The following is a 23,958-nucleotide window of genomic DNA, read 5'->3' as shown; positions in this document are numbered from 1 at the left end:
ATGTGGTCGTGAACCCTTGCGCGGTCGACGCTACGGCAAATCTCCGCGCCCGAAGACCTTGTGAGTCTTGAAGATGAGCGCTGACGAAGCGCTTGCCAAGCATGGCGATCAACCACATGCCAGGGCGGGGCGCGCCATGCAGCTCCCTCTTTGGCGGCATGAACGCTCCTCCACTTCGCGTGAGGACCCCGCAGCACGGCAGGTCAGAAAAAATTACCGAGGGTTACCACCTGGGGTCAGGTTCTTGTTGTCGACGTTCTGTTGTTATTAGAATATGATGACATCATGACAAATCTTCTTTCCAAGCGTCGACGGCCGCTGAGGGACTTGATCTCTCTGCCGGGCATGGTCGTGGCGCCCGGCGCCTATGACGGCATCGGAGCCAGGCTGGTTGCCCAGGCCGGGTTCCCTGCCGTCTACATGACGGGGGCAGGTACGGCGATGGCCCGCGGCTTTCCCGACTTCGGCCTGTTGACGCAAACGGAGATGGCCGACAACGCCGGCGTGATGGCGCGGTCGGTCGATGTGCCGGTGATCGCCGATGCCGACACGGGCTATGGCAATGAACTGAACATCACGCGCACCGTGCGCGAGTACGAGTCGCGGGGCGTCGCGGCGATCCACATTGAAGACCAGGTGTCGCCCAAGCGCTGCGGCCACCTCGAAGGCAAGGAGGTGGTCACGCGCGACGAGTTCGTCTCGAAGATCCGCGCCGCCGTCGAGGCGCGGCGTTCCAACGAATTCCTGATCATTGCCCGTACCGATGCGCGTGCCATGCTGGGCCTGGACGAAGCCATCGACCGCGCGAATGCAGCCATCGACGTCGGCGCCGACATTGCATTCGTCGAAGCCCCGCAGACGAGGGAGGAGGTCGAGCTGGTGCCGCGACGGGTGCGCGGTGCCTGCCTGCTCAACATCGTCGGCGGCGGGCGCACGCCGGTGCTCGACGTGTCGGTTGCCGAATCGATGGGCTACAAGCTCGCGATCGTGCCCGGCCTGCTGCTGAGCGCCGCCATCGAGGCCGGGGACGCTGCACTTGCTGTACTCAGGTCTGCGCGTGTCGTACCGCCGGTCGCTGCCGTCGTGGCAGAGACGTTCCGGCGCTTCGGCGCGGACGACTGGGATGCCTTGCGACGTCGCTTCAATGCCGGCGCGGGCGCGATCGATCCTGCCGCGCCCGCGGTGGGCGTGCTCGGCCGCGCCGGAGGCCCCGCGTGATGGCCGGGCGGACTCTTTTCGACAAGATCTGGGACGCGCACGTCGTGCGCGATCTCGGGGACGGGTGGGCGCTGCTGCACATCGATCGGCACCTGCTGCACGACCTGTCTGGCTCGGCCTCGCTCGCGGACATGGCCGAACGCGGACTCGCCGTGCACGACAGCGATCTCGTGTTCGCGACGCCCGACCATGCCGTTTCCACCCGGCCGGGCCGCGATGGCACGACTTACCTCGCGGGCAGCAAGCTGTGGTCGGCGCTCAGGCAAGGCGCGCAGCGGTTCGGCATCCGGCTCTTCGACCTCGGCGAGCGGGGGCAGGGCATCGTGCACGTGATGGGACCGGAGCAGGGCATCGTGCTGCCGGGCCTGACCATGATCTGCGGCGACAGCCACACCTGCACGAACGGAGCGCTCGGCGCGCTGGCACTCGGTGTCGGCTCAAGCGAGAGCACGCATGCGCTCGCGACCCAGACCTTGCGCCTGCAGCGGCCCAGGCACATGCGCATCCGGTGCGAAGGCGCCCTGGGCTTCGGCGTTACTGCCAAGGACCTGGCGCTGCACATGATCGCCAGGCTGGGCGCCAATGCGGGCGTGGGCCATGCCGTCGAGTACGCGGGCTCCACGATCGAGTCACTCGATGTCGAGGCGAGGCTGACCTTGTGCAACCTCACGGTGGAGCTTGGCGCCCGTTCCGGCGTGATCGCCCCGGACGATCGGACGATCGACTATGTGAAGGGCCGCCGATTCGCCCCGAAGGGCGCCGACTTCGACGCAGCGGTGGCTGCGTGGCGGGAGCTGAAGACCGATGCCGACGCGGTCTTCGACCGCGAGGAGTTCATCGATGCGCGCGAGGTCGTGCCCACGGTCACCTGGGGAACGAGCCCGGAGCAGGCGATCGCGATCGACGCGCGGATTCCCGCGCCGCGCATTGCGGCTGGCGCCGGCGCTGATGCGACGTCGCAGGCGCTCGACTACATGGGCCTGGAGGCCGGCGCGCCCATCGCCGGCACACCGATCGACTGGGTGTTCATCGGCTCGTGCACGAACGCCCGCCTCTCCGACCTGCGCGCGGCGGCCGACGTGGCCCGCGGCCGCCGCATTGCGCCTCACGTGCGTGCGTGGGTGGTTCCCGGTTCGGAGGACGTCAAGCGCGCTGCGGAAGCCGAGGGGCTGCACCAGGTCTTTGTCACAGCCGGCTTCGAGTGGCGTGAACCCGGTTGCGGCATGTGCGTCGCTGCCAACGGCGAGCAGGTGCCGCCCATGGCGCGTTGCGTCTCGACGTCGAACCGCAACTTCGTCGGTCGCCAGGGCCCGCAGGCGCGCACACACCTGGCCAGCCCCGCGATGGCGGTGGCGGCGGCCCTGACGGGCCGCCTGAGCGACGTGCGAGCCCTTGCCTGACCGGAGCACCCAGCCATGCAACCCTTCACGATCGTCAGCGGCGCAGCCATTCCCTTCATGCGCGCGAACGTCGACACCGACGTCATCGTGCGGATCGAGCGCCTCACCAGCCTGCCGAAAGACCAGCTCGGCCCGTTCGCGTTCGAATCGCTGCGCTATCTGCCCGACGGCAGCGCCGATCCGGCGTGCATCCTGAATGCCGAGCGCTTCCGCAACGCGCCGTTCCTGCTGGCAGGCGACAACTTCGGCTGCGGATCGTCGCGCGAAGGCGCCGTGTGGGCCTTGATGTGCCTGGGAATCCGCGCCGTCATCGCACCGAGCTACGGCGACATCTTCTATGCCAACTGCTTCCAGAACGGCATGCTGCCGATCCGGCTGCCCTTGGACCGCATCGAAGCACTCGCATGCCGGTGTGCGGACGGTTCCGTGCTGACGGTCGATCTCCGCACGCAGACCATCCAGTGCAGCGGCGGCGATCCTCAGCCGTTCGCCATCGACGCGACCCGGCGCGAAGCGCTCCTCGGCGGCCTGGATGCCATCGGCCTCACGCTGCGCGACGACGCGCTGATTCGCGCATGGCAGGACAAGGATCGCGTTCGGCGCGCCTGGGCCTGGAATTCGGTGCGCGCCTAGGTTTCATGCCTTCGACAACTTCCACCAACTCTCAGGAGACTTGCATGCCCACCCTCGACATCGCGGGCGACGCCCGCCGCATCATCGACGTCGTCAAGAACGGCGGTATCGCGCTCGTGCCGCAGCACACCGGCTACGCCATGTGCGGCGCCTCGATGGAGCCGCTCAGGAAGATCTTCGACACCAAGCAGCGCGGCGGCCACAAGCGCAACGCCATGGCCGCGGACCTGGAGACGCAGCGCGACATGATGACCCTCGGCAAGCGCGAGCAGGAGATGGTCGAGGCGATCGTCCTCGACTACGACCTGCCGCTCGGCGTGATCGGACCATTCCGGGCAGGCCATCCGTTGCTCTTGAAGCTGGGCGACGATGCCTTGAAAGCCTCCTCGGCCGGAGGCACGATCGGCAACCTGCTCAACGCAGGCCCGCTGCACAGGGAGCTGACGCGGCTCTCGCGCGATGAGCTGGTGCCGCTGTTCGGCTCGTCGGCCAACATCTCGGGGACCGGATCGCGGTTCAGGCTGGAGGACGTCCAGCCCGAGCTGCACGAGATCGCCGACATCAAGATCGATCACGGCCTTTGCCGCTATCACATGTACGGCCGCTCCGGCACGCTGATCAATTTCCAGACGATGCAGGTGATCCGCTTCGGCGCGTGCTACGACCTGATCGCGGACGTCCTCAAGCGCTGGTTCCGGGTCGAACTGCCGCGGGACCCCGGCATGGCCGCGCTCCCCTCGGGCCACGTCAACGAGTTCGCCTTGCAGAACGTCGCTTGAACGGGTGAGGGTGGGCGAGGACGGGCGCGCGGACTTCCACCGCCGACCGCCTCGCCCGGAGTGTGCCCACACAAATGCGGCCAGGTCCCCATCGTGCTCACCGGGCCGGCCGCTGCGCCGAACCGGACATCGCCGGAGCTCGTCCCGGGCGGGCCATCCGATTCCAAAAAACAAGCGAAGGAGACAAGCATGGCTATCCAATCCCCGAAGCCGCCCTGCAGGGTGTCGCGCCGCGGCATGCTCGCACTGGCCAGCGGCCTCCTGGCCGCGCCATGGACGCGGGCGCAGAAGTCCTCGTGGCCGCAGCAGCCGATCAAGTTCGTCATCGGCTACCCGCCGGGCGGCGGAGGCGATGGCGTCGGGCGGCCGCTGGCCCTGGGCCTGGAACGCCACCTGGGCGTGCCGGTGGTGCTCGACTATCGCCCCGGCGCCGGAGGCGCCATCGCCGCCCAGCTGGTCGCCAACGCGCCCTCCGACGGCTACACCCTCTACCTGGCGGACAACGGCGCGATCTCCGTGACGCCGGCCTACCGGGCCGTGGGCTACCGGCCGAGCGACTTCAGCTACATCGGCGGCATCGGGGAGCTACCCATGGTGCTGGTCGTGCACCCCGAAGTGCAGGCCGAGGACATCCGTGAACTGGCGGCGCTTTCGCACAAGCGGCCGAAGGGGCTGTCGTACGCGTCGGGCGGCGTGGGAAGCATCCCGCACCTGGAAGCGGAGATGATGCGGCTGGAAGCGCGCATGAACACCGTGCACGTGGCCTACAAGGGCTCGGGCCAGGCGAGCACGGACCTCATCTCCGGCGTGGTCGACTTCGCGTTCTTCGCTCCCACCGGCGTGGCGCAGCACGTGCAGTCCGGCCGCCTCAAGGCACTCGCCGTCACCACGCGCGAGCGGATCCCGGTTTTGCCGTCCGTGCCGACGGTGGCAGAACTCGGCTTTCCGTCGCTCCAGGCGACCTACATGAGCGGCGTGCTCGCGCCCAGGAACCTGCCGCCCGCGGTGTTCGACCGCCTTGCTGCCGCGCTCTCCACGGTACTGGCCGACCCCGAGGTCGTGCGAAACCTGGAGGCCAGCGGCCTCGTGGTGGCGCATCGAGCGCCGGCGCCCGCGCGGGACGCGTTCGAGAGGGACCTGGACAGATGGCGCAACCTGATCAAGGCCGCGAACCTCAAGCTGGACTGAATCGCCACCTGTGGTCGACGCGGGTGGACCAGGGCGGCACAAACAGCCTCCGCTCGCCGAGCCGCAGATCATCCCCATCATTTCGAGAGACAAGACCGTGCGACACACAGGACAGAATGCAGGACGACGCGCCGCGCTGATCGCGGCCTTCGCCGCGATGGCATGGGTGGCACCATCCGCCGCCTGCGCGCAAGACGCGCCGTGGCGCCCCGCCAAGCCCGTGACCATCGTGGTGCCCTACGCCCCGGGTGGCGGGACGGACACGGTGGCGCGTGTGGTGGCCCGTCAGCTCGGTGTCCTCTGGAACCAGGCGGTGATCGTCGAGAACGTGCCGGGCGCCGATGGACTCATCGGCACGCGCCGCGTCATGGATGCCCATCCCGACGGCTCGACACTGCTGCTGCAGGTGCCATCCATCGCCTTGACGCGCTATACCCCGGGGCTGAGGGGCATCGATCCGCTCCAGCGGCTGCAGCCCGTCACGGCGGTGGCCCAGGCCTCCAACGCGATCGTGATGAGCGGCAAGATGCCGGTGAAGACCCTGGCCGAGTTCGTGGCCCACTGCCAGCGCGCAGGGCAGCGGTGTTCGCTCGGCACCACCGACAACCAGTCGCGCCTTCTTTCGCACCAGTTCGTCGCGGAGTCGAAGCTGTCCGATGCGGTCGTCGTCAACTACCGCGGCACCAGTGCCGTCGTGTCGGACCTTGTCGCCAACAACGTCAACCTGTCCTTCACGGGCATCGCAGCGGCACTGCCCCATGCCAAGGCGGGCACGCTGCGGTTCCTCGCAACGACCGGCGACAGGCGCTCCGCAGTTCTGCCCGAAGTGCCGACGGCCAAGGAGACCGGCTTCGGGCAATACCGTTCGATCAATTGGTTCGGCGTCTTCGCCCCCGTGGGCATGCCGGCTCCCGTGACGCAGGCCATCGTGGCTGCGCTGCGCGATGCGGTGAAGGACGGCGACGTGCAAAGAACGATCGCGGCCGCGGGGGCGGAGCCCGTCGTCAACTCACCGGCCGAGTTCGCAGCGCAAGTGCGCGAAGAGAGCGAGCGCCTCGGCTCGCTCGTCAAGCGTTATCCGCTGGAGTGAGCAAGCCGAGCTGTCGGCATGCCTGTGGCGGGCCTGGTCCAGGTCATCCAGGCCTGTCTGGGTGGGTTGAGCGATCTGGTCGGAATGGTGCCGCAGCGCCTGAAGTCTCGAAGCCGCGGGCACCAGCGTGTGCATGAGCGCGGTCGCCGGCTGTCCTGTTGCTATCAACACCCGACCATCAACAGGCTATGCTCGCGTCTTTCACAAGCTCCCTGCCACCGACGTTGATGAAACCCGCGAAAGCCCAGGTCGAACTCGCCGAATCCCCCTTGCCCCGGACGCCGGGCACATCGCTGCACCGCCAGCTCTTCGTGGTCCTTCGCGACGAGATCGTGCGCGGCGTGTATTCGGCTTCGGGGCTGTTGCCGAAGGAGGAGTCGCTGTGCGAGCGTTTCGGCGTCTCGCGCATCACGGTGCGGCGAGCCCTGGCGGACCTCGCCGCGCAGGGCTTGGTGGAGCGGCGGCATGGGCGCGGCACCTTCGTGCTCCAGGACCGCTTGCCGCTGGTGCGGGCGCGACCCACCCTTTCCTTGATCGACAGCCTGCGCCAGACGGCGAGCGAGACGCAGGTGCAGGTGCTGCGCGTCGAGCGGGTCGAGGCACCTTCGGACGTGGCCGCACTGCTGCAGCTCGCGCCAGGAGAAAAGGCCGTGCATGCGCTGCGCCTGCGCAGCATGAACGGCACGCCGGTCATGCTGTCCGATGCCTGGGTGCCCGAGCGCCTGGGCAAGCAGGTCACGGCCACCACGCTTCGCAAGCAGGCGCTCTACGAGATCCTGATGGCCCAGGGCGTGAAGTTCGGCCGCGTGATCCAGGAAATCACGGCCGAGCTGAGCGATCCGGTCCGTGCGAAGCTCATGCAGACGGAAGTCGGAGCGCCCCTGCTGAAGATCGTGCGCGTGCTGCACGATCCCGCCGCAAGGCCGGTCCAGTACATCACCGTCACCATGACGCCCGAACGCAGCCGCATCCTGATGGATATCCCGGGGGAGACCGTCAACACGCTGAGCGCGGGCCAGTTCGTCCACGAAGTCACCGGATAGGCGGCCTGCCGAGCGGCGCTTCTTCGCAGTCGCTGCAGGTGATCCTGGCCCTCAGTGCGCAGCAACATACACCTCGTGCGGCGAGGGATCGGGCGCCGCAAAGGCCTGGCGCATGCGGGAGGCCTCCTCGGCAGGGCCGCGGCCGAACATGCGCTTGAACTCCCGGCTGAATTGCGAAGGGCTTTCGTAGCCCACCTGGGCACTCGCCTGCGCGGCGGTGCCCTGGTTCCTGGCCATGATCAGCCTGGCCTGATGCAGGCGGGTCGTCTTCAAGTACTGGATTGGCGACGTCGAGGTGATCGCCTTGAAGTGGGCGTGGAACGAGGTGGGACTCATGCCCGCCTCATCGGCGAGCTGGTCGATGTCGAGCTTCTTGTCGAAGTCCGCATGGATGGTCCGGATCGCCTTGGCGATCTTGCCGAAATGCCCCTGGCGGGTGAGCGAGGCCCGGATGACGCTTCCCTGCTCGCCGGTGAGAACGCGGAAGTAGATCTCGCGAACCAGGCCCGGACCCAGGATCGGGGCTTCGAGGGGCGAGTTCATCACCTCGAGGAACCTGAGGACGGAGCGAGCCAGGCGTTCGTCCATCGGCGTCGACGTCAGGCTCCTGGGGGCCGCTTCCTTGGCGGAGCCGTGCTCGTCGAGCTGCATCATCAGTTCCGCCGCGACCTTGAAGTCGAGGCGAAAGTAGATCGCCAGCAGCGGCTCTTCCACCGACGCATCGGTGTCCATCGAGAAGGGAACGGGCACGGACACGGCCAGGTAGTGCTGCGCGTCGTAGAGATAGACCTCGTCGCCGAGGAACCCGCGCTTGCGGCCCTGGAGAACGATGACGATGCCGGGCTCATAGAGCACCGGCGCGCGGGCCAGCGGCCGATCGGACCTCAAAAGCCGGACATCGGGAAGTGCGGTGAGGTTGTAGCCCTCCAGGGGCGACAGCGGCTTTGCCAGCTCGACCATCCGACGCTGCATGTCTGGGATCTGCGGCGATTCGTTCGGTGCCTTGTTCGGCGTCTTTCCTGGTGTTCGAGCGTCGTTCATTTCGGTTGCCAATCTGCCATGGTGCAGCCTGCCAGTCCATGGGTTTGTGGTTTTAGGCAAGTCAAGCGTGCGACCTGGCATTTCGAGTCTGCCTACCGGCTCCTAGGATCGATCCATCACTTTCAAGGAGCCGATCATGGGCCAGACCTCACAGAAAACCTTCCTCGTCACGGGCGTCACTTCGGGGTTCGGAAAGGCATTCGCCGCCGCCGCTCTTGCCGAGGGGCACACGGTCCTCGGAACCGTGAGGAACAAGTACAGCGTGGCGGCATTCGAGCGAAGCGCTCCCGGAAGGGCGCATGCCGTCGTGCTCGACGTGACCGACTTCGACGCGATCGAAAGACTCGTTCCCCCATTGCTTGCCAGGCACGGGCAGATCGACGTGCTGGTCAACAACGCTGGCTATGGCCACGAGGGAACGCTCGAAGAGTCCAGCCTCGAAGAAATGAAGCGGCAGTTCGACGTGAATGTCTTCGGCGCCGTCGCGATGATCAAGGCCGTACTGCCCTCGATGCGCACGCGTCGCCGCGGGCACATCATCAACATCACGTCCATGGGCGGCTTCATCACGATGCCGGGGATCGCGTACTACTGCGGCAGCAAGTTCGCGCTGGAAGGCATTTCCGAGGTGCTCGGCAAGGAAGTCGCGGGCTTCGGGATCAAAGTCACTGCAATCGCACCCGGGTCCTTCCGCACGGACTGGGCCGGCCGTTCGATGGTGCGGTCGGCGCGCACCGTCGAGGACTACGACGCGCTCTTCGATCCGATCCGGCAGGCCAGACAGGCCAAGAGCGGTTCGCAGGCCGGCGACCCGGCCAAGGCGGCACGGGCGCTCCTGGCGATCGTCGACGCGCCGAGCCCGCCGGCGCACCTGCTTCTGGGCACGGATGCGCTGGAGCTCGTGCGGGCCAAGCTCGCCGCGCTGTCCAGCGAGATCGATGCATGGGAGACGGTGACGCGGTCCACGGATCATGCGTGAGGGTCGCGCAGCGCCGCCTCGACGCGAGATCCGGCGCCATGTGCCGCGCGCTAGGTCGAAGCCTCCCGGGAGGCTCGAAGTTCTTCTTCGGTGCTAAGGATGGCCGGCCGCTCCCGCCTGCCGCAGCTGAACCTCGATGGCCGTCTTGTCGATGACAGACCACACAGTGATGATCTTTGCGTCCTGGAATTCGTAGAAGACGTTTTCCGAGAATGAGACCTTCACACCGTCCACGGCAAGACCGAGGAAATTCGCCTTTGGCGTGCAATCGAAGCGAAGCCGGCTTGCCACGAGAGGCGGCTGGCAGACCAGCAGTTCGATGTCGAAGCGGAGGTCGGGAATGTCGGTGAAATCCTTCTGCAGCATCAGCCGATAGCCCTCGACCCCAAGCCGCTGCCCGTTGTGTCGGACGTCGTCGTGAACGTAGGTCTTGAGGTCGTCGAGGTCGCGCCTGTTCAGGCAGGCGATGTAGTCCCTGTAAAGACTGGCGAGCGCATCGGCATTCATCTTGCCTCCTGGTTCTGTGGAAACGGGCACGGTACCTCATGCAAAGGCATAGGGCGTACGCACCGGATCGCGGGAGATGGGTCAGATCCCGGCATACCACTCATACCCGCGGTCTTCCCAGAAGCCGCCCTTGCCGCCGAACAGCGTCGAGAACCCATCGACAACCTCGATGCGCATCAGATACTTCGCCTGCTTGTAGCCGAGCTGCCGTTCGACCCGCAGTCTGAGCGGTGCGCCATGCCGGACAGGGAGGTCCCTTCCATTCATGCCGTAGGCCAGGATCGTCTGAGGGTGGTAGGCATCGATCAGGTCGATGCTCTCGTAGTAGCGTCCGCTGCCGTCGAGCGCCTTTTCGAGATCGTCCGCGCAGTGGAGCACCACGTAGCGAGCGCCGGGCTTCAACCCTGCGGCGTCGAGAACATGGGCAAGCGGCACGCCGTGCCACTTGCCGATGGCGCTCCATCCCTCGACGCAATCGTGGCGCGTGATCTGGGTTCGGGAAGGAAAGCGTTTGAGCTCGGTGAGCGACAGGCTCTGGGGGCGTTCGACCAGGCCGTCCACCTGCAGCCGCCAGTCCATGAAGCTTCCTTCCAGAAGCCGTGCGTACTCGTTCGAGTCGGGCATCTGCGTGCCGTTGGCGCGAAAGACCGGGGAGAGGTCCGCTTCGGAGTACTCCCGCGCCAGGGCGTGCCTGGAAAGGAGGGCTCTCTGACCTGCCAGCGTCAGTTTCTCGGTCTGGCGCAGCAACGCATCCACGTTGTCGTCTTGAACCAGGCGGTCGCAGCCGGTCAATGCGAGTGCGCCCGCCCCGGCGGCAAGGCGCGCAAGGAAGTTTCGGCGCGAAGACTGCCGTGTCGTCATGGTCTGGTTCCTTCATCGGTGATGGCATATTGGCCGGTGAGCATCGAGCGCAGGTTGTTCCAGAGGCCCGACGCGATGACCATCACGACATGAACGACGACGAACGACACCAGCAGGAATGCGGTGACGAAGTGGATCGTGCGAGCCGAAGCGCGCCCGCCGAAAAGATCGGGCAGGAAGTGGAAGGCGGCGTCCAGGCCGGGTGACATCGTCAGGCCGGTCAGCACCATCAGCGGCAGCAGGCCGAACACCACCACGAGGTAGCTGAGCTTCTGCAGGGCGTTGTACCGGCGTGCCTCTTCACCGCGCGCGAAGCGCAAACGGGCATGGTCGAGAACCTCGTGCCACAAGTGCCGGGGTGCAAGCTGGCCGCTGCTGGGTACGAGGTCGCGGCGGAAATGGCCTCGCCAGAACCCGTGGGCCAGATAGAGCAGGCCGTTGAGGACGAGCAGCCATGCAAAGAAGAAGTGCCAGCGTCTGCCGGCCCCCAGGTCGTGGTACGAAGGAATCGTGAGCCATGCGGGAAAGGCTCTCGGGGTCGCACTGCCGCCTTCGTCGGAGACACCGAGAAAGCCGGTGGTCTCGATGTGGAGCGGGCCGACCTGCAGGAACCCTTGGGACGCGCTGCCCGTCTGTCTCGTGCCGATGGACAGGAAGGCCGCATCCGGGTCAGCGCCGTACTGCCCCCAATACAGTCGCGGATGGGCATTGAAGATCTGCAGCCCGCTCAGCAGCAGGAACGAAAGGCACAGCACGTTGAGCCAGTGCGTCGCTCTCACGGTGGGCGAATGCCGCCTTATGAAGCGTTGACGTGCGGCGGGTGGCATGGTGTTGGGGATGGAGGATGTGCTCATGAAACATCCCGGCCGGCCAAGCGCGAAGGCTGGCCGGCGCGGGACTCCTTACATGGGAGGAACGACACCGTCCTTGCCGACGATCAGCTGGCCTGCCGACAGGCCGTCGCCGCCTTTTTCCGCGGGAATGAACACGACTGCGCCCGGCTTGACGTCCTCGGGCGTCGCCGGCACTAGCGTGACGATCGGGGTGCCCTCGGGGATCGAGATCTTCTTTTCCTTGCCGTGGTAGTTCACCGTGACAGTGCTCCCGTTGACCGACTTGACTGCGTCGGCGACTGTGGCATTGGTCATGGTGCTGTTGGGCTTCAGGTCCCACCCATAGCTGCCTTCGCCCATGCCTTTGAGTTGCGGCGGCAGGATGAGAACTTCCAGAGCGCCGTCGCCGCCTTCGGAGCGGGGAAGCGAGGCGATGCCCACGAAATCTCCCGGCTTGATATCGCTCATGTTGGCCTTTACGACCGCAGATGCCTTCCAGCCGGCCTTGAGCGTCACGGTGACCGGCTTTCCTTCGCGTGAGTTGACCTGCAGGCGGTCGCCGCTGAGCGAGACGATGGTGCCGCGGATGCGTACCTGGTCGCCAGGCCCTGCGGCGACGGCCGCCGTGAGGGTGCCGATCGCAAGCAGCACGCTGGTTGCGCCTGCGGCGAGGAGCTTGGAAGCTTTGGGGAATTGCATGGTGATTTCCTGTGCGACGTGCGTCGCGGGTGAAGGGCGCGTTGTGGATGGCATCGAAAGCCGCGCCACAGAGGCTTCCGATGAAACTTTCATCTATCTACTAGTTGATAGACAAAGCGGTTAAAAAATGACCGTGCCGAGACTTGAGGCCTGGCGGTCAGCGTCGAGATTTCGGCGCCAGCAACTGCTCGACGCCCTGCTGCACCACGGCCGCGAATGCCGCCGGATCCCCGTAGACGCGGGCTGCCAGCATTCCGCCGTGCACGGTGGCCATGAGGGCCATGGCCTCGGACTGCGCATCGCTTCGCAGCTTGAAGGTCCCCTGGGCGGCACCGTCCTTCAAGACACCCGCCAACCAAGTGGCGAGGTCGCTGAAGTGCCCTCGAACCTCATCGGCGACTTCCTTGGGGATCGCAGGCAATTCCGACCCCAGCATCGCGCAGATGCAGAACGGCGCCGTCTCGTCGCGGATGCACGTCTCCCAGTAGCCGGTGTACGCGCGGATGCGGGCCAGCGGATCGGCGACCTGCTTCGCCAGCGCGGCCAGGCCCTCTCGACCTTGTTCACGGTATCTTCGCAGCACGGTTTGCACGAGTTCGGCTTTGCTCGGGAAGTGGTGGTGGATGCTCGCCTTGCTGATGTGCACGGCCTCCGAGATGTCGGCGTAGCTGAAGCCGTTGTACCCCTTGGTCGCAAGGAGCCCCTGAGCGCAGTTGGCGATCTCGGCTGCCTTGGGAGAGAGGTCTGGAAGGTTCATGGCTTCAGTCTATCTACTAGTTGGTCGACAAGTCAAGGGCCGCGAAGCCCATGGCGCGGGCGAAGATGCGGCGATGCCTGATGCGGCTGCAAGCAGCGAAACGCAGTGGCGCAGCCGTCGCGAGAAGAAAGCATTGGAATTCCTTTGTGCAGCCGACAACGGCCGAGCCTCAACGCGGCATGGGCCGTGGAGCGGCCTGGATGCTCGACTTCGAAGCCACCACGGAGAGCACGGCCGCGAGGGCCAGGCTGGCCCCGGTGCACAGCATGGCCGCGATCAATGCCTTCGCCATGGACATCGGGTCGGGTGAATCACCTGCGATGCTGAAGAAGACCCCGCCGATGACGGCCACGCCCAAGGCCGCACTGATCTGCAAGGCCGAATTCGTGAGGCCGGCGATCATCCCCGAGCCGGTCGCCGGCGCACGATCGATGACGGAGCGTACGAGGGTCGGCAGCGCCCAGCCCTGGCCAAAGCCGAGGAGGCCGACCGCAACCATCAACGGCAGTTGAGCAGGCATTTGCGCGGGCGCCTGCGCCACCAGCGCGGCGAGGTACAGGCAACCCGCCACCTCGAACAGCATCCCGATCGCCGGAACCCAGCCGCCGAAGATGCGGACGGCCAGCGGCGTCGTCAACGGCCCGATGAAGAAGCCGACGCCGAACGGCAGGAACACCAGTCCGGTCGCCAGGGGATCCAGGCCGAGCGCCGATTGAAGGTAGACGGAGAACACCAGGAAGAACGCGGAGACCACGTAGAAGAAGAGAACGCCGGCCAGACCGCTCATCAGGCCGGGCATGCGCACCAGGTCCACGCTGACGAGGGGCACTCCGCCTCGTCGGGCGAATGCCCTTTCGTAGCGCCAGAAGCAGAGGCCGGCCACAGGCATCGCGAGGAGCATCGCGCATGCCCACCATGGCCAGCCGCGCTCGCGTCCTTCCACCAGGGGCACGATCAGCAGACCCAGCGTGAGCGCGCACAGCAGCACGCCGCCCCAGTCGATCGGCGCCGGACTGTCGCCGCGGGCATCGGGCAGCAACGGCAGTCCACCGATCAGGACGGCGGCCACCACCGGCAGGTTGATGAGGAAGATGATGCGCCATTGAAGGTCCAGGATGTCTGCGGAGATCAACGCGCCGCCCAGTGCCTGCGCGACCACTGCCGCGAACCCGACGGCGGCGCCGTAGAGCCCCAGCGCGCGCGAGCGCTCCTGCACCGGAAACAGGGCGTGGATGGACGCCAGCCCCTGGGGCGCCATGGCCGCGGCGCTCAGGCCCTGAAGCACCCGCCCGACGATCAGCATCGAAGGCGAGCTCGCGAGGCCGCACAGCAGCGACGTCAGCCCGAAGCCGGTGATCCCCGCCAGGAACACTCGCCGCCGGCCGAAGAGGTCTCCCAGCCGGCCGCCGGTGATGAGGAACACCGCGTAGGCTGCGGCATACCCGGAAATCACCAGTTGCAGTTCTGCCGCGCTTGTACCGAGGTCGCCGCGGATGGACGGCAGGGCGACGTTGACGATGAAGAAATCCAGTGGAGGCAGAAATGCCCCCACCAGCAACACCGCGAAGGCCAGCCAGCGGCGCGTATCCGGGTTCTTCGTCTGCATGGTTCGAGCTCCTGGAGCGCCCATCAGGCGGGACGGCCAAAGCGTTCGGTGCCCGCGACCGGAACCCAGTTCTGCAACGGCGTGGCGAAATGCGTCTCGAATACGCGCTCGCGGAAGGCCCACCGGCCGCTTCTTCGTTCATAGATGTCCCTGTACTGGCCGCTGACCTGCAAAGGGCCCTTTTCGATGTCGTAGAAGAGGCAGTTCGCCGCGACCACGCCGTGGCCGCGGTCGCCGTCCAACGTGATCAGTGCATTCGCCATCCAATGGTGCATGTGCGGCATGCGCCTCATGTTGACGCGCGCTTGCGCCAGGATGGCATCGAGCCCCTCCGCGTCTCCGTTCGCACCGAGCAGCAGCCGCGAGTCGGGGTGCCACAGGGTCGCGAGCAGCTCCTCGTTCATGGTGTCGAAAGCCTCCGCGTAGTTGGCGATCAGTGCATCGATGGCAAAGCGACTTTCGATGGCATCCAGGCGAGCTTCAAGATCTTTTGACATGTAGGTTCTCCATGAGTGGTTGGCGCGGACCGTCCGTGATCGCACCAAATAAATATACCAATCGGTACATAAATAGCGGAAAAAAGAGCAGCTCGTGCTGCGGGAGGATCGGGGTCTCTCGCGGACGGCGCAGAGGTCCTGAGGCCCGTCTTCGACCGGCCCGGTCCCACTGTCTCCGCATCGCGCGAATTAAATATCGATCGGTACAAATATAGGGAGACTGAGGATGCGTGTCAACGGCGTTGCGCATCAGCGAGCGCAGAAGACCGTGCCTTGTCCGGAATTTATGTATCGATTAGTATGTAAATTTTCGACTGGCGGAGATGTTCATGGCTCAAAGAGGCCGGCCACGCACGTTCGACCGCGATGCGGCACTCACCTCGGCCATGCACCTGTTCTGGGAGCACGGCTTCGAATCGACTTCGCTGTCGCAGCTGAAGGCTGCCATCGGCGGGGGAATCGCCGCGCCGAGCTTCTATGCGGCATTCGAGTCCAAGGAGGCGTTGTACAAGGAAGCGCTCGAGCGCTACATGAAGTTCTATGGCCATGTGACCCGGAGCCTCCACGATCCTTCGATTGCGCCGCGAGAGGCGGTGTACCTTGCACTGCAGCGGTCGGCCAAGATGCAATGCGAGGCCGGGCATCCCAGAGGCTGCATGGTCGCGCTGGGCGTCATGGGCGCATGCTCCTCAGGCAGCGAGGCCATCACCGAGCTGCTCCGAAATGTGCGCACCCGCACCCGCACCGGATTCCGTTCGTGCGTGGAACGAGGCATCGAGAGCGGGGAACTGCGCGAGTCCACGAACGCGACTGCGCTGGCCGCAGCGTTCGACAGCTTCTTTCTGGGCATCTCGGTCCTCGCGCGCGATCGCGTCCGCTACTCGGTCATCGAGAACGCCGTGACCGACGCCATGGGGATGTGGGATGCCGCATCGGATCGATTGGATCCGCGCCGTTAACCCGGTCTGATCGCGGTGCCGGCATCGATTGCGGAATCCAGCGGCCGGCGCCGCCTCGATCCTGATTCGCACGACGCAGCCCAGAGGCTCCCACGATCCGATACGGCCGATGGCGTATGGAAGGCCATGCGGAAATCTCCATACTCCGTCCGCGCTTCATGCCGAGGACCGCATGCGTCCCGCCCGTGCGATCGCACCGCAACGGTATGATCCTTCGCCCTCGCCATGCACCTTCGTCCCCTCCAACTCCAGCGCTTCCTTCGGCTCCTGCTGCTGGCCGTGTTCTTCAACGCGGCCATCGGGATGCCTGCGCACGAGGCCGGTCATCTTCGACAGGCGATGGTGGACGTGGCGCAGAGTGCCGCTCCCGAAGCCGGCCTGGACGCCGCATCTCCGGAGCATGAGGAGGAAGCCCGCGGCTTGTGCGCGTGGTGCCTTGCCTACGTGCACCACGCGGTCACCCCGGCGCGGCTGTCGTTCGCCCTCGAAGCGGTGCAGCCAGCGGCCTTGCTGCGGCCTGCGCGGGAACTGACCTTCGTCCCCGGGCCTCAGAGCTGGCCCTTCGCCTCACGGGATCCTCCGCACGCATCGACCTGACGCCCCGCCGCCGGGGCCGTGACTCGTTTTTCTCTTTGTCATTCTGCTGCCGAGCCCGCTGAGCGCACGGCGGCAGTGTCTTGTCGAGTGCCATCATGATTCCCTTTCCATCCGGGCGCGCATTCGCGCGCGCGCTCCTTGTTCGTCGTCTTTCCCTCACGCTGGCCGCTTCGGCTTTGGTGGCGGGTCCCGCCATCGCGCAGCCTTCCAGCGCCAGCCCTGCCGCCGAGGGCGAACTCAAACCCATCGACGTGGTCGGCCGCAGCGAATCGGGCGCCTACCATGCGGAGGAAGCCGCGGGCGCCAAGAGCGATCTGCCGCTGCGCGAACTGCCGCAGTCAGTGCGCATCGTCACGCGCCAGGCCATCGATGACCTGGGCGCCACCAAGCTCGACGACACGCTCGATTATGTCGGCGGTGTCTCGCGCCAGAACAACTTCGGCGGTCTCTGGGACAACATCGCCATCCGCGGACTTTCCGGCAACGAGAACACCGGCATGGCGACGCTGTTCAACGGCTTTTCCTCGAACCGGGGTTTCAACGCGCCACGCGACCTGGCCGGCGTGGAACGCATCGAGTTCCTCAAGGGCACCGCGGCCGCGCTCTACGGCAGCAGCGAGCCTGGCGGCACGCTGAACATCGTGTCCAAGCGGCCCTTGTGGAGATCCGCCAATTCGGTCGAGGCCTACGCGGGAAGCCAGGGCCTGAAGCGCGGCGCCTTCGACAGCACCGGGCCGATCGGCGAGGACTTCGCCTACCGGCTCAACGTGGCGGTGGAAGACCGCCACAGCTTTCGCGACTTCGTGAGCGCCAAGCGAGAGGTCATCGCTCCGGCCTTCACCTGGAAGCTCGGGCGCGACACGGTGCTGGAGTATTCGGGCGAATACCTGCGCCATGCCACGCCGCTCGACCGTGGCGTGGTGGCGGTCGGCAACCGGCTGGGCGCCATCCCGCGCAGCCGCTTTCTGGGGGAGCCGGCGGACGGCGACGTGACCGTCAAGAACCAGACGCACCAGTTCATCCTGTCCCATGAATGGAGTTCCGCATGGCGCAGCCGGCTGGGCCTGTCGTATCGCGAGACTTCGCTCGACGGCTTTTCCACCGAGCCGACGGCCCTGCTGGCCAGCGGCAACCTGACCCGCCAGCGGCGCTATCGCGACTTCAGCTCGAACGACATGGCACTGCAGGCCGAACTGCAGGGCAATGTGAAGACGGGCGCCATCGAGCACGAGCTCCTGTTCGGCGTGGAAAGCTTCCGCTTCGACATGGACACGCTGATGCTGCGGGCGAACCCGACGACCGCACGGCCTTATGCGATCAACATCTACAACCCCGTCTATGGCCAGCTTCAGCCGGTGCCCACGGCCAACACCGACACGCTGGAGCGCCAGCACAACCATGCCTTCTACGTGCAGGACGCGATCAAGCTCTCGCCCGAATGGCGGCTCGTTGCGGGCGTGCGCGCGGACAACTACCGCCAGTCGCTGCTCAACCGCAGGAACGGCGTCATGACGGACCAGGAGCCGTCGTCGACATCGCCGCGCGTCGGCGTGAGCTGGCTGCCGGCGCCGCAATGGACCTTCTATGCCAATGCGGGCCGCTCGTTCAGGCCGAATACCGGCTCCGACGTCGCCTCGAACGGTTTCGCGCCGGAGAAGGGCCGCGCGCTGGAACTGGGCGCTAAGTGGGAGAGCGCGGACCAGCGCATGGGTGCGACCGCGGCGCTGTTCGACATCCGCAAGCGCAATGTGCTGACCGCCGACCCCCTCAACCCTGGCTACTCCTCGGCCGCGGGAGAAGTCCGCAGCCGGGGCCTGGAGTTCGACCTCTCGGGCCAGGTCACGAAGAACTGGCGCGTCAATGCGAGCCTGGTGGTCAACGACGTGGAGGTCACGAAGGACAACACCCTCGAGGTTGGCGGCCGGCTGCTCAACGTGCCGCGCGTCAACGGCAGCGTGCTCGCGGTCTACGAAGACAGCTTTGCCAACGGCCAGCGCTACGGCGTCGGCGGCGGCCTGACCTACGTGGGCAAGCGCCTCGGGCAAGCCCGCACGCAGGCCGAAGCTTCAGCCGGCACGCCCGCATTCGACCTGCCGGCCTACGCCACCGCCAAGCTGGTTGCGTACTGGCGGATCAACCCGACCCTGCGCGCGACCCTTGACGTCGACAACCTGTTCGACAAGACCTACTACAGCAGTTCGTACAGCCGTGTCTGGGTCACGCCCGGCACGCCGCGCACCATCACCGTCGGCCTGCAGGCCAAGTTCTGAGATGACATTGCCCATCCATCCCACGCGCCGCCGAGCGCTCCAACTCTGTCTGGCCGGCCCGGCGGCCATGGCTTCGGCCGGCTCGCCGGCGCAACCGGCAGGCGCGCCGCTGCAGATCGTCGGTCCCTGGGAGATCGGCGGTCTCGCGCCGGCCAGCAGCGGCTACATCTTCACGCGCATGCAGATCACGGAAACGCTGATGGAGGCACGCGAAGACGGTGCGCCGTTGCCGGGCCTGGCCGAGCGCTGGCGGGTTTCGGCCGATGGCCTGGCATGGCGTTTCTGGCTGCGTCCGGCGGCACGGTTCCACGACGGCACGCCGGTGACTGCCGCGGCGGTCGTGCGCTGCCTTCAGGCGGCGCGCATGGCACCGGCGCTGCTGAGCGTGGCGCCCGTGAAGTCGGTGGAGGCCGAGGGCACGGGCATTGTCGTGATCCGCCTGGTATCGTCCCATGGGAGCTTGCCGGCGCTGCTCGCGCACAGCAGCACCATGGTGCTCGCGCCCGCGAGCTATGGCCCCGATGGCGCCGTGCGCGCCATCGTCGGCACCGGTCCCTACCGCGTGGCATCGCTCGCCCCGCCGCAGCAGGTGGAGGCCGTGGCGTTCGAAGGCTACGACGGTGCGAAGCCGGCCATCGAGCGCGTGCGCTACCTGACGGCCGGCCGTCCCGAAACCCGTGCGCTGATGGCGGAAGGCGGGCAGGCCGACCTGGCCTACGGGCTCGATCCCGCCAGCCTCGTGCGGCTGCGCAAGCGTGGCAAGGTCGGCATCGATACCGTGATGCTGCCGCGCACGGTAATCCTCAAGGTCAACGCCGGCCTGCCTGCGCTGAAAGACCTGCGCGTGCGACAGGCGCTGAGCCTGTCGATCGATCGCGCCGGCATCGCGAAGGCTCTGTTGCGCGACCCCGAACTGGCGGCGACGCAACTCTTTCCCCCCACGCTCGGGACTTGGCACAACCTTGCGCTGGCGCCCCTCGCACACGACCCGGCCACCGCGGCAAGGCTGTTGTCCGAGGCCGGCTGGCAGCGCGGTGCCGATGGCCTGCGCGATGCCGCAGGGCGGCCGCTGCGGTTGTCGCTGCGCACCTTTCCCGATCGGCCCGAACTCCCTCTCATCGCCACCGCGCTGCAGGAGCAGTGGCGCCAGGCCGGCATTGCGGTGCAGGTCAACATCGGCAACTCGGGCGACATTCCGCTGGGTCACCGTGACGGAAGCCTGCAGCTGGGCCTGGCCGCGCGCAACTATGCGACGGTGCCGGACCCCACAGGCACATTGATGCAAGACTTCGGTGCCGCGGGCGGCGACTGGGGCGCGATGGGGTGGACCAGCGATGCGCTGGTCGAAGCGCTCGCCGAACTCACGCACGGCGCGTCGTCGCCGGAGCGCGCTGCCGGCCTGTGGGCCCAGGTCACCGCCGAGCTCCAGTCGAACTTGCCGGTCGTTCCGATCGCCTGGTATCGACAGCAGGTCGCAGTCGGCCCACGGCTGGCCGGCGTGAGCCTCGATCCGCTGGAACGGTCCTACCGACTCACCGCCATGAGGTGGCGCGCATGAACAACCTCACGAACGACAAGGCAGGCGCGACCACGACCGCCTGGACCGGCATCTTGCTGCGTCGCTGCATGCAGATCGTCGCACTGGGGCTCCTGGTGGGCACGGTCTGCTTCTTCATGGCCCGCTTCCTGCCGGGCGACATGGCGACCCGCATCGCGGCAGGGCGCTATGGCTACGACCTGGTGAACAACGCGGCGGCCGACGCGGTGCGCGGCGAGCTCGGGCTGGACCGGCCCATGTGGCTGGCCCTGCTGCAATGGTGGGGGCAGATCGCCCGCTTCGATCTGGGCACGTCGCTGGTCACCGGCAATGCGGTGTGGCGCGAAGTGGCACACCAGTTGGGAGCCACCGTCGACCTGGCGGTGGCTTCGATGCTCATCGCCGTCACCGCCGGCCTTCCGCTGGGCATCTGGTCGGGGTTGCATCCGGGCGGCTGGATCGACCGCCTCACGCTGGTGTCGGCGGTGGTGCTGCGCGCCATTCCGTCGTTCCTGCTCGCTGTCCTGCTGATGGTGCTGGTCGCCGTGCAACTCGGCGCGCTGCCCGTCGCGGGGGACGACCATGCGGGCAGCCTGCTGCTGCCCGCGCTCACGCTGGGCCTGGGGCTGGCCGCAGGGCTCGCGCGGGTGACCCGCGCCGCGATGCGCGAAGCGGCTGCGTCCCCGTCCTACGAGTTCGCCCGAACCAAGGGGCTCTCGGACCGGCAGGCGCTGGTGCGCCATGGCCTGCGCCAGGCGGCGACGCCCGTGGTGGCCTATCTGGGCGTTCAGGCTGTTTTCCTGGTGGAAGGCGCGGTCGTGGTCGAGACGCTGTTCGCCTGGCCGGGGATCGGCCACGCGCTGGTGCATGCGGTCTTCGGTCGCGACGTGCCGATGATCCAGGGCACCGCGCTGTGCATGGGTGGCGTGTTCGTCACTTTCAATCTGCTGGTGGATGCAGCATGCCTGGCGCTCGACCCGCGCCGGCGCACGGGGAGCACGGCATGAACGCCAACCTGATGGACATTCCGGCGCTCGCCCGTCGTGCATCGCGGCGCGTCGCGGTGCGCCGCCGTGCGGGTTTCGCGATCCTTGCGCTGGTGGCGGTGTTCGCGCTGGCGGGGCCGTTCGCGATCGGCATCGACCCGGCGCGCCAGACCCTGGCCGATACGCTGATGCCGCCCGGCGCGGCCCACTGGCTGGGCACCGACCTGTTCGGGCGCAGCGTACTCGCGCGCCTGGCCCATGCGGCCCGGCTCTCGCTGGGGCTCGCGTGCGTTGCGGCGCTGAGTGCGGCCGTCCCCGGCGTGCTGCTGGGTGTCCTCGCCAGTTGGCGGGGCGGACGCGTCGAGCGAGCGCTGGTCATGCTGGCCGACGCGGTGCTCTCGGTGCCCGGTCTGCTGCTCGTGCTGCTGTTCGCCGCGCTCGCACCGGGGCGTTACTGGGCGCTGTACATCGGCCTGTCCTTGTCGCTGTGGGTCGAGTACTTTCGCGTGGCCCGGGTGGCGAGCCGGCCGGTGCTGGCAGGCGACGCGGTGCAGGCGTCGCGACTGCTGGGCTTTGGGGCCGCCTACATCCTGCGCAGGCACCTGATGCCGGCACTGGCGCCCGTGCTGGGGACGCTGCTGGCGTTCAGCACCGCGCAGGCCGTGCTCGCACTGGCCGCGCTGGGCTTCATCGGCGTGGGCCTGCAGCCGCCGACACCCGAGCTCGGACTGATGATGATCGAATTCCTTCCGCACTACGAAGAGGCGCCGTGGCTCATCGCGGCCCCTGTCTCGCTGCTGATGCTGCTGGTGCTCGGCATGATGCTGCTGGTCGCCGAGGAGGACGCGCCATGACGACCCCGTTCCTGCTCGCGGTCGAGCATCTTGGCGTGTATGTGGGCGCCAGGCCGCTGCTGCGCGACGTGTCTTTCCGGCTTCGCGCGGGCGAGGCGCTGACGCTGCTCGGCGAAAGCGGCGCCGGCAAGTCGCTGCTGGCGCAGGCGGTGATGGGCAACCTTCCGGCACCGCTGCGAGCGGAAGGCCGCATTGCGCTGGCGGGCACCGAAAGCCGCGCCGCCGACACCCGCGCGCGCCGTCCTCATTGGGGCCGGACGCTCGCATTGCTGCCCCAGGAGCCGGCCCTGGCATTGGATCCGCTGATGCGCATTGCGCCCCAGCTGTCCGAAACGCACGAGCTCGTTCGGGGCGCAGCCTTCGAGGCGGCGCAAGCCGCGGCGCTCGGCGACCTGGAGAGCACGGGACTCGCGTCTTCCGCGCGGCGCTACCCGTGGCAGCTTTCCGGGGGCATGGCGCAACGCGCCGCGGCCATGGTGGCGCGTGCGGGCGGTGCACGGGTGCTGCTCGCGGATGAGCCCACCAAGGGCCTCGACCGGCATTGGCGCGACCATGCCGTGGCGATGCTGCAGGACGTGCAGCGCAGCGGCGGCTGCGTGGTGGTCATCACGCACGATCTGCGCGTGGCGCAGGCGCTCGGCGGACAGCTGATCGTGCTGCGCGCGGGCGAAGTCGTGGAGCAGGGCGACACGCATGCGGTTCTGGCGAACCCCCAGCATGCATTCACGCGACGCCTGGTGGCAGCCGATCCGGCTCATTGGCCGAGGCGCCAGGCTGCCGCGCCGGGAGCCCCTGTGCTCAGCGCTCGCGGTCTGTCGAAAGGCTTCGGCGGCAAGCCGCTCTTCGAAGACCTCGACCTGCAGATTCGCGCGGGCGACCGGTTCGTGGTGCAAGGCCCCAGCGGCACCGGCAAGAGCACGCTGGGCAATGTGCTCCTGGGATTGTTGCCGGCAGACAGGGGCGTGGTGCATCGTGCCGAAGGCCTGGGTTCCACGGCATGCCAGAAGCTCTATCAGGACCCGGTCGCATCGTTCGCGCCCCGGGTCAGCCTGGCGCGATCACTGAAGGACGTGGCGGTGCGCCATCGCTGCCCCTGGCCGCAGGTGCTGCAACAGCTTCAAAAACTGGGGGTGGCGCCCGATATGCTGCAACGCCGGCCTTCCCAAGTGTCCGGCGGCGAACTGCAGCGCATCGCGCTCGCGCGCATCCTTGCGGCAAAGCCGGCATTGGTCTTTGCCGATGAGCCGACGTCGCGCCTGGATCCCGTTTCCCAGCAGGAAGCCATGGCCGTTCTGCTCGATGCGCTGGACAAGCGCGGGGCGGCGCTGATCCTGGTGACGCATGACGAGGACATCGCGCAGGCGGTCGGAACGAGCCGGTGGCGGCTGACGCAAGACGGAGGACGGCCCGATGTGCCGTGACAGCGGCTCATCATGGCCGCCGTCTTCTTCACGGTGGGCGATGGACTTGAGAAGGGATTCGACGAAAAGCTGGAATCCTGGCGCGGGTTGAAGACGGCCCACGGGCGCGTCGTGCGGGCGATCTTCTGTCCCGTCAAAGGCTCGGCGGGCTCGCCAACGGACGCCATGGTGGAGGGGGTGAGCGGTGCACGCACGGGGAGCCG

General features: G+C 67.2%; 23 protein-coding genes. 15 read left to right on the top strand and 8 right to left on the bottom strand.

Annotation, left to right across the window (positions count from 1 at the left end):
- Positions 1-285: 285 nt before the first annotated feature.
- From FHT32_RS19170 to FHT32_RS19140, 7 genes are all read left to right on the top strand, one after another.
- The gene (locus tag FHT32_RS19170; protein WP_176666196.1) at positions 286-1,218 is read left to right on the top strand and encodes an oxaloacetate decarboxylase; all 933 of its coding nucleotides are present in this window, start codon (positions 286-288) and stop codon (positions 1,216-1,218) included.
- Positions 1,218-2,618 carry a 3-isopropylmalate dehydratase large subunit gene (gene leuC / locus FHT32_RS19165; protein ID WP_176666195.1) on the top strand — a complete coding sequence of 467 codons (1,401 nt, stop codon included), beginning with the start codon at positions 1,218-1,220 and terminating at the stop codon, positions 2,616-2,618. The genes FHT32_RS19170 and leuC overlap by 1 nt, the downstream gene beginning before the upstream one ends.
- Before the next feature lie 15 nt (positions 2,619-2,633).
- Positions 2,634-3,251 (top strand): 3-isopropylmalate dehydratase small subunit, encoded by a 618-nt coding sequence (gene leuD / locus FHT32_RS19160; protein WP_176666194.1) that lies wholly within the window; start codon positions 2,634-2,636, stop codon positions 3,249-3,251.
- A gap of 44 nt (positions 3,252-3,295) precedes the next feature.
- Positions 3,296-4,030 (top strand): Sua5/YciO/YrdC/YwlC family protein, encoded by a 735-nt coding sequence (locus tag FHT32_RS19155; RefSeq protein ID WP_176666193.1) that lies wholly within the window; start codon positions 3,296-3,298, stop codon positions 4,028-4,030.
- A gap of 189 nt (positions 4,031-4,219) precedes the next feature.
- Positions 4,220-5,218 (top strand): tripartite tricarboxylate transporter substrate binding protein, encoded by a 999-nt coding sequence (locus FHT32_RS19150; RefSeq protein ID WP_176666192.1) that lies wholly within the window; start codon positions 4,220-4,222, stop codon positions 5,216-5,218.
- Between the two features lie 97 nt (positions 5,219-5,315).
- Positions 5,316-6,308 carry a Bug family tripartite tricarboxylate transporter substrate binding protein gene (locus FHT32_RS19145; protein ID WP_371132204.1) on the top strand — a complete coding sequence of 331 codons (993 nt, stop codon included), beginning with the start codon at positions 5,316-5,318 and terminating at the stop codon, positions 6,306-6,308.
- A gap of 227 nt (positions 6,309-6,535) precedes the next feature.
- Entirely contained in the window at positions 6,536-7,351 is an 816-nt protein-coding gene (locus FHT32_RS19140) for a GntR family transcriptional regulator (protein ID WP_176666191.1), read from the top strand.
- Positions 7,352-7,402: 51 nt separating this feature from the next.
- On the opposite strand, the gene FHT32_RS19135 is transcribed toward FHT32_RS19140, so the two are convergent.
- Positions 7,403-8,323, bottom strand: a complete 921-nt coding sequence (locus FHT32_RS19135; protein ID WP_176666544.1) for an AraC family transcriptional regulator — start codon at positions 8,321-8,323, stop codon at positions 7,403-7,405.
- A gap of 205 nt (positions 8,324-8,528) precedes the next feature.
- On the opposite strand from FHT32_RS19135, the gene FHT32_RS19130 reads away from it, so the two are divergent.
- On the top strand, positions 8,529-9,371 hold the full coding sequence (locus tag FHT32_RS19130; protein WP_176666190.1) for an oxidoreductase: 843 nt from the start codon (positions 8,529-8,531) through the stop codon (positions 9,369-9,371).
- A 93-nt stretch (positions 9,372-9,464) separates the two neighbouring features.
- Here the strand turns inward: FHT32_RS19130 and FHT32_RS19125 are convergent, their stop codons facing one another.
- The 7 genes from FHT32_RS19125 to FHT32_RS19095 all read right to left on the bottom strand — a co-directional run bounded on the left by FHT32_RS19125 (position 9,465) and on the right by FHT32_RS19095 (position 15,131).
- A complete protein-coding gene (locus FHT32_RS19125; RefSeq protein WP_176666189.1) occupies positions 9,465-9,878 on the bottom strand; it encodes an ester cyclase in 414 nt (137 codons plus the stop codon).
- Between the two features lie 81 nt (positions 9,879-9,959).
- Positions 9,960-10,739, bottom strand: a complete 780-nt coding sequence (locus FHT32_RS19120) for a molybdopterin-binding protein (RefSeq protein WP_176666188.1) — start codon at positions 10,737-10,739, stop codon at positions 9,960-9,962.
- Positions 10,736-11,593, bottom strand: coding sequence for a cytochrome b/b6 domain-containing protein (locus FHT32_RS19115; RefSeq protein ID WP_256099060.1), 858 nt, complete (start codon positions 11,591-11,593; stop codon positions 10,736-10,738). The genes FHT32_RS19120 and FHT32_RS19115 overlap by 4 nt, the downstream gene beginning before the upstream one ends.
- Before the next feature lie 48 nt (positions 11,594-11,641).
- Entirely contained in the window at positions 11,642-12,364 is a 723-nt protein-coding gene (locus FHT32_RS19110; protein WP_256099059.1) for a hypothetical protein, read from the bottom strand.
- Between the two features lie 64 nt (positions 12,365-12,428).
- Positions 12,429-13,028, bottom strand: coding sequence for a TetR/AcrR family transcriptional regulator (locus FHT32_RS19105; RefSeq protein ID WP_176666187.1), 600 nt, complete (start codon positions 13,026-13,028; stop codon positions 12,429-12,431).
- 169 nt (positions 13,029-13,197) lie between these two features.
- Positions 13,198-14,634, bottom strand: a complete 1,437-nt coding sequence (locus tag FHT32_RS19100) for an MFS transporter (RefSeq protein WP_176666186.1) — start codon at positions 14,632-14,634, stop codon at positions 13,198-13,200.
- Positions 14,635-14,657: 23 nt separating this feature from the next.
- Positions 14,658-15,131 (bottom strand): nuclear transport factor 2 family protein, encoded by a 474-nt coding sequence (locus FHT32_RS19095; protein ID WP_176666185.1) that lies wholly within the window; start codon positions 15,129-15,131, stop codon positions 14,658-14,660.
- Between the two features lie 329 nt (positions 15,132-15,460).
- Between FHT32_RS19095 and FHT32_RS19090 the strand changes: the two genes are divergently transcribed.
- From FHT32_RS19090 to FHT32_RS19060, 7 genes are all read left to right on the top strand, one after another.
- On the top strand, positions 15,461-16,090 hold the full coding sequence (locus FHT32_RS19090) for a TetR/AcrR family transcriptional regulator (protein ID WP_176666184.1): 630 nt from the start codon (positions 15,461-15,463) through the stop codon (positions 16,088-16,090).
- Positions 16,091-16,315: 225 nt separating this feature from the next.
- Positions 16,316-16,687, top strand: coding sequence for a DUF2946 family protein (locus FHT32_RS19085; protein ID WP_176666183.1), 372 nt, complete (start codon positions 16,316-16,318; stop codon positions 16,685-16,687).
- A gap of 95 nt (positions 16,688-16,782) precedes the next feature.
- Positions 16,783-18,957, top strand: coding sequence for a TonB-dependent siderophore receptor (locus tag FHT32_RS19080; protein WP_176666182.1), 2,175 nt, complete (start codon positions 16,783-16,785; stop codon positions 18,955-18,957).
- A gap of 1 nt (position 18,958) precedes the next feature.
- A complete protein-coding gene (locus FHT32_RS19075; RefSeq protein WP_176666181.1) occupies positions 18,959-20,515 on the top strand; it encodes an ABC transporter substrate-binding protein in 1,557 nt (518 codons plus the stop codon).
- Complete coding sequence (locus tag FHT32_RS19070; protein WP_176666180.1) at positions 20,512-21,501, top strand: ABC transporter permease; 990 nt, start codon at positions 20,512-20,514, stop codon at positions 21,499-21,501. The genes FHT32_RS19075 and FHT32_RS19070 overlap by 4 nt, the downstream gene beginning before the upstream one ends.
- Complete coding sequence (locus FHT32_RS19065; RefSeq protein ID WP_176666179.1) at positions 21,498-22,334, top strand: ABC transporter permease; 837 nt, start codon at positions 21,498-21,500, stop codon at positions 22,332-22,334. Before FHT32_RS19070 ends, FHT32_RS19065 begins: the two co-directional genes overlap by 4 nt.
- A complete protein-coding gene (locus FHT32_RS19060) occupies positions 22,331-23,755 on the top strand; it encodes an ABC transporter ATP-binding protein (protein ID WP_176666178.1) in 1,425 nt (474 codons plus the stop codon). Before FHT32_RS19065 ends, FHT32_RS19060 begins: the two co-directional genes overlap by 4 nt.
- The last annotated feature ends 203 nt before the right edge of the window (positions 23,756-23,958 follow it).

Source organism: Variovorax sp. SG517 (assembly GCF_013376045.1).
GTDB lineage: Bacteria > Pseudomonadota > Gammaproteobacteria > Burkholderiales > Burkholderiaceae_C > Variovorax.
This window is presented reverse-complemented; position numbering and strand designations above follow the sequence as displayed.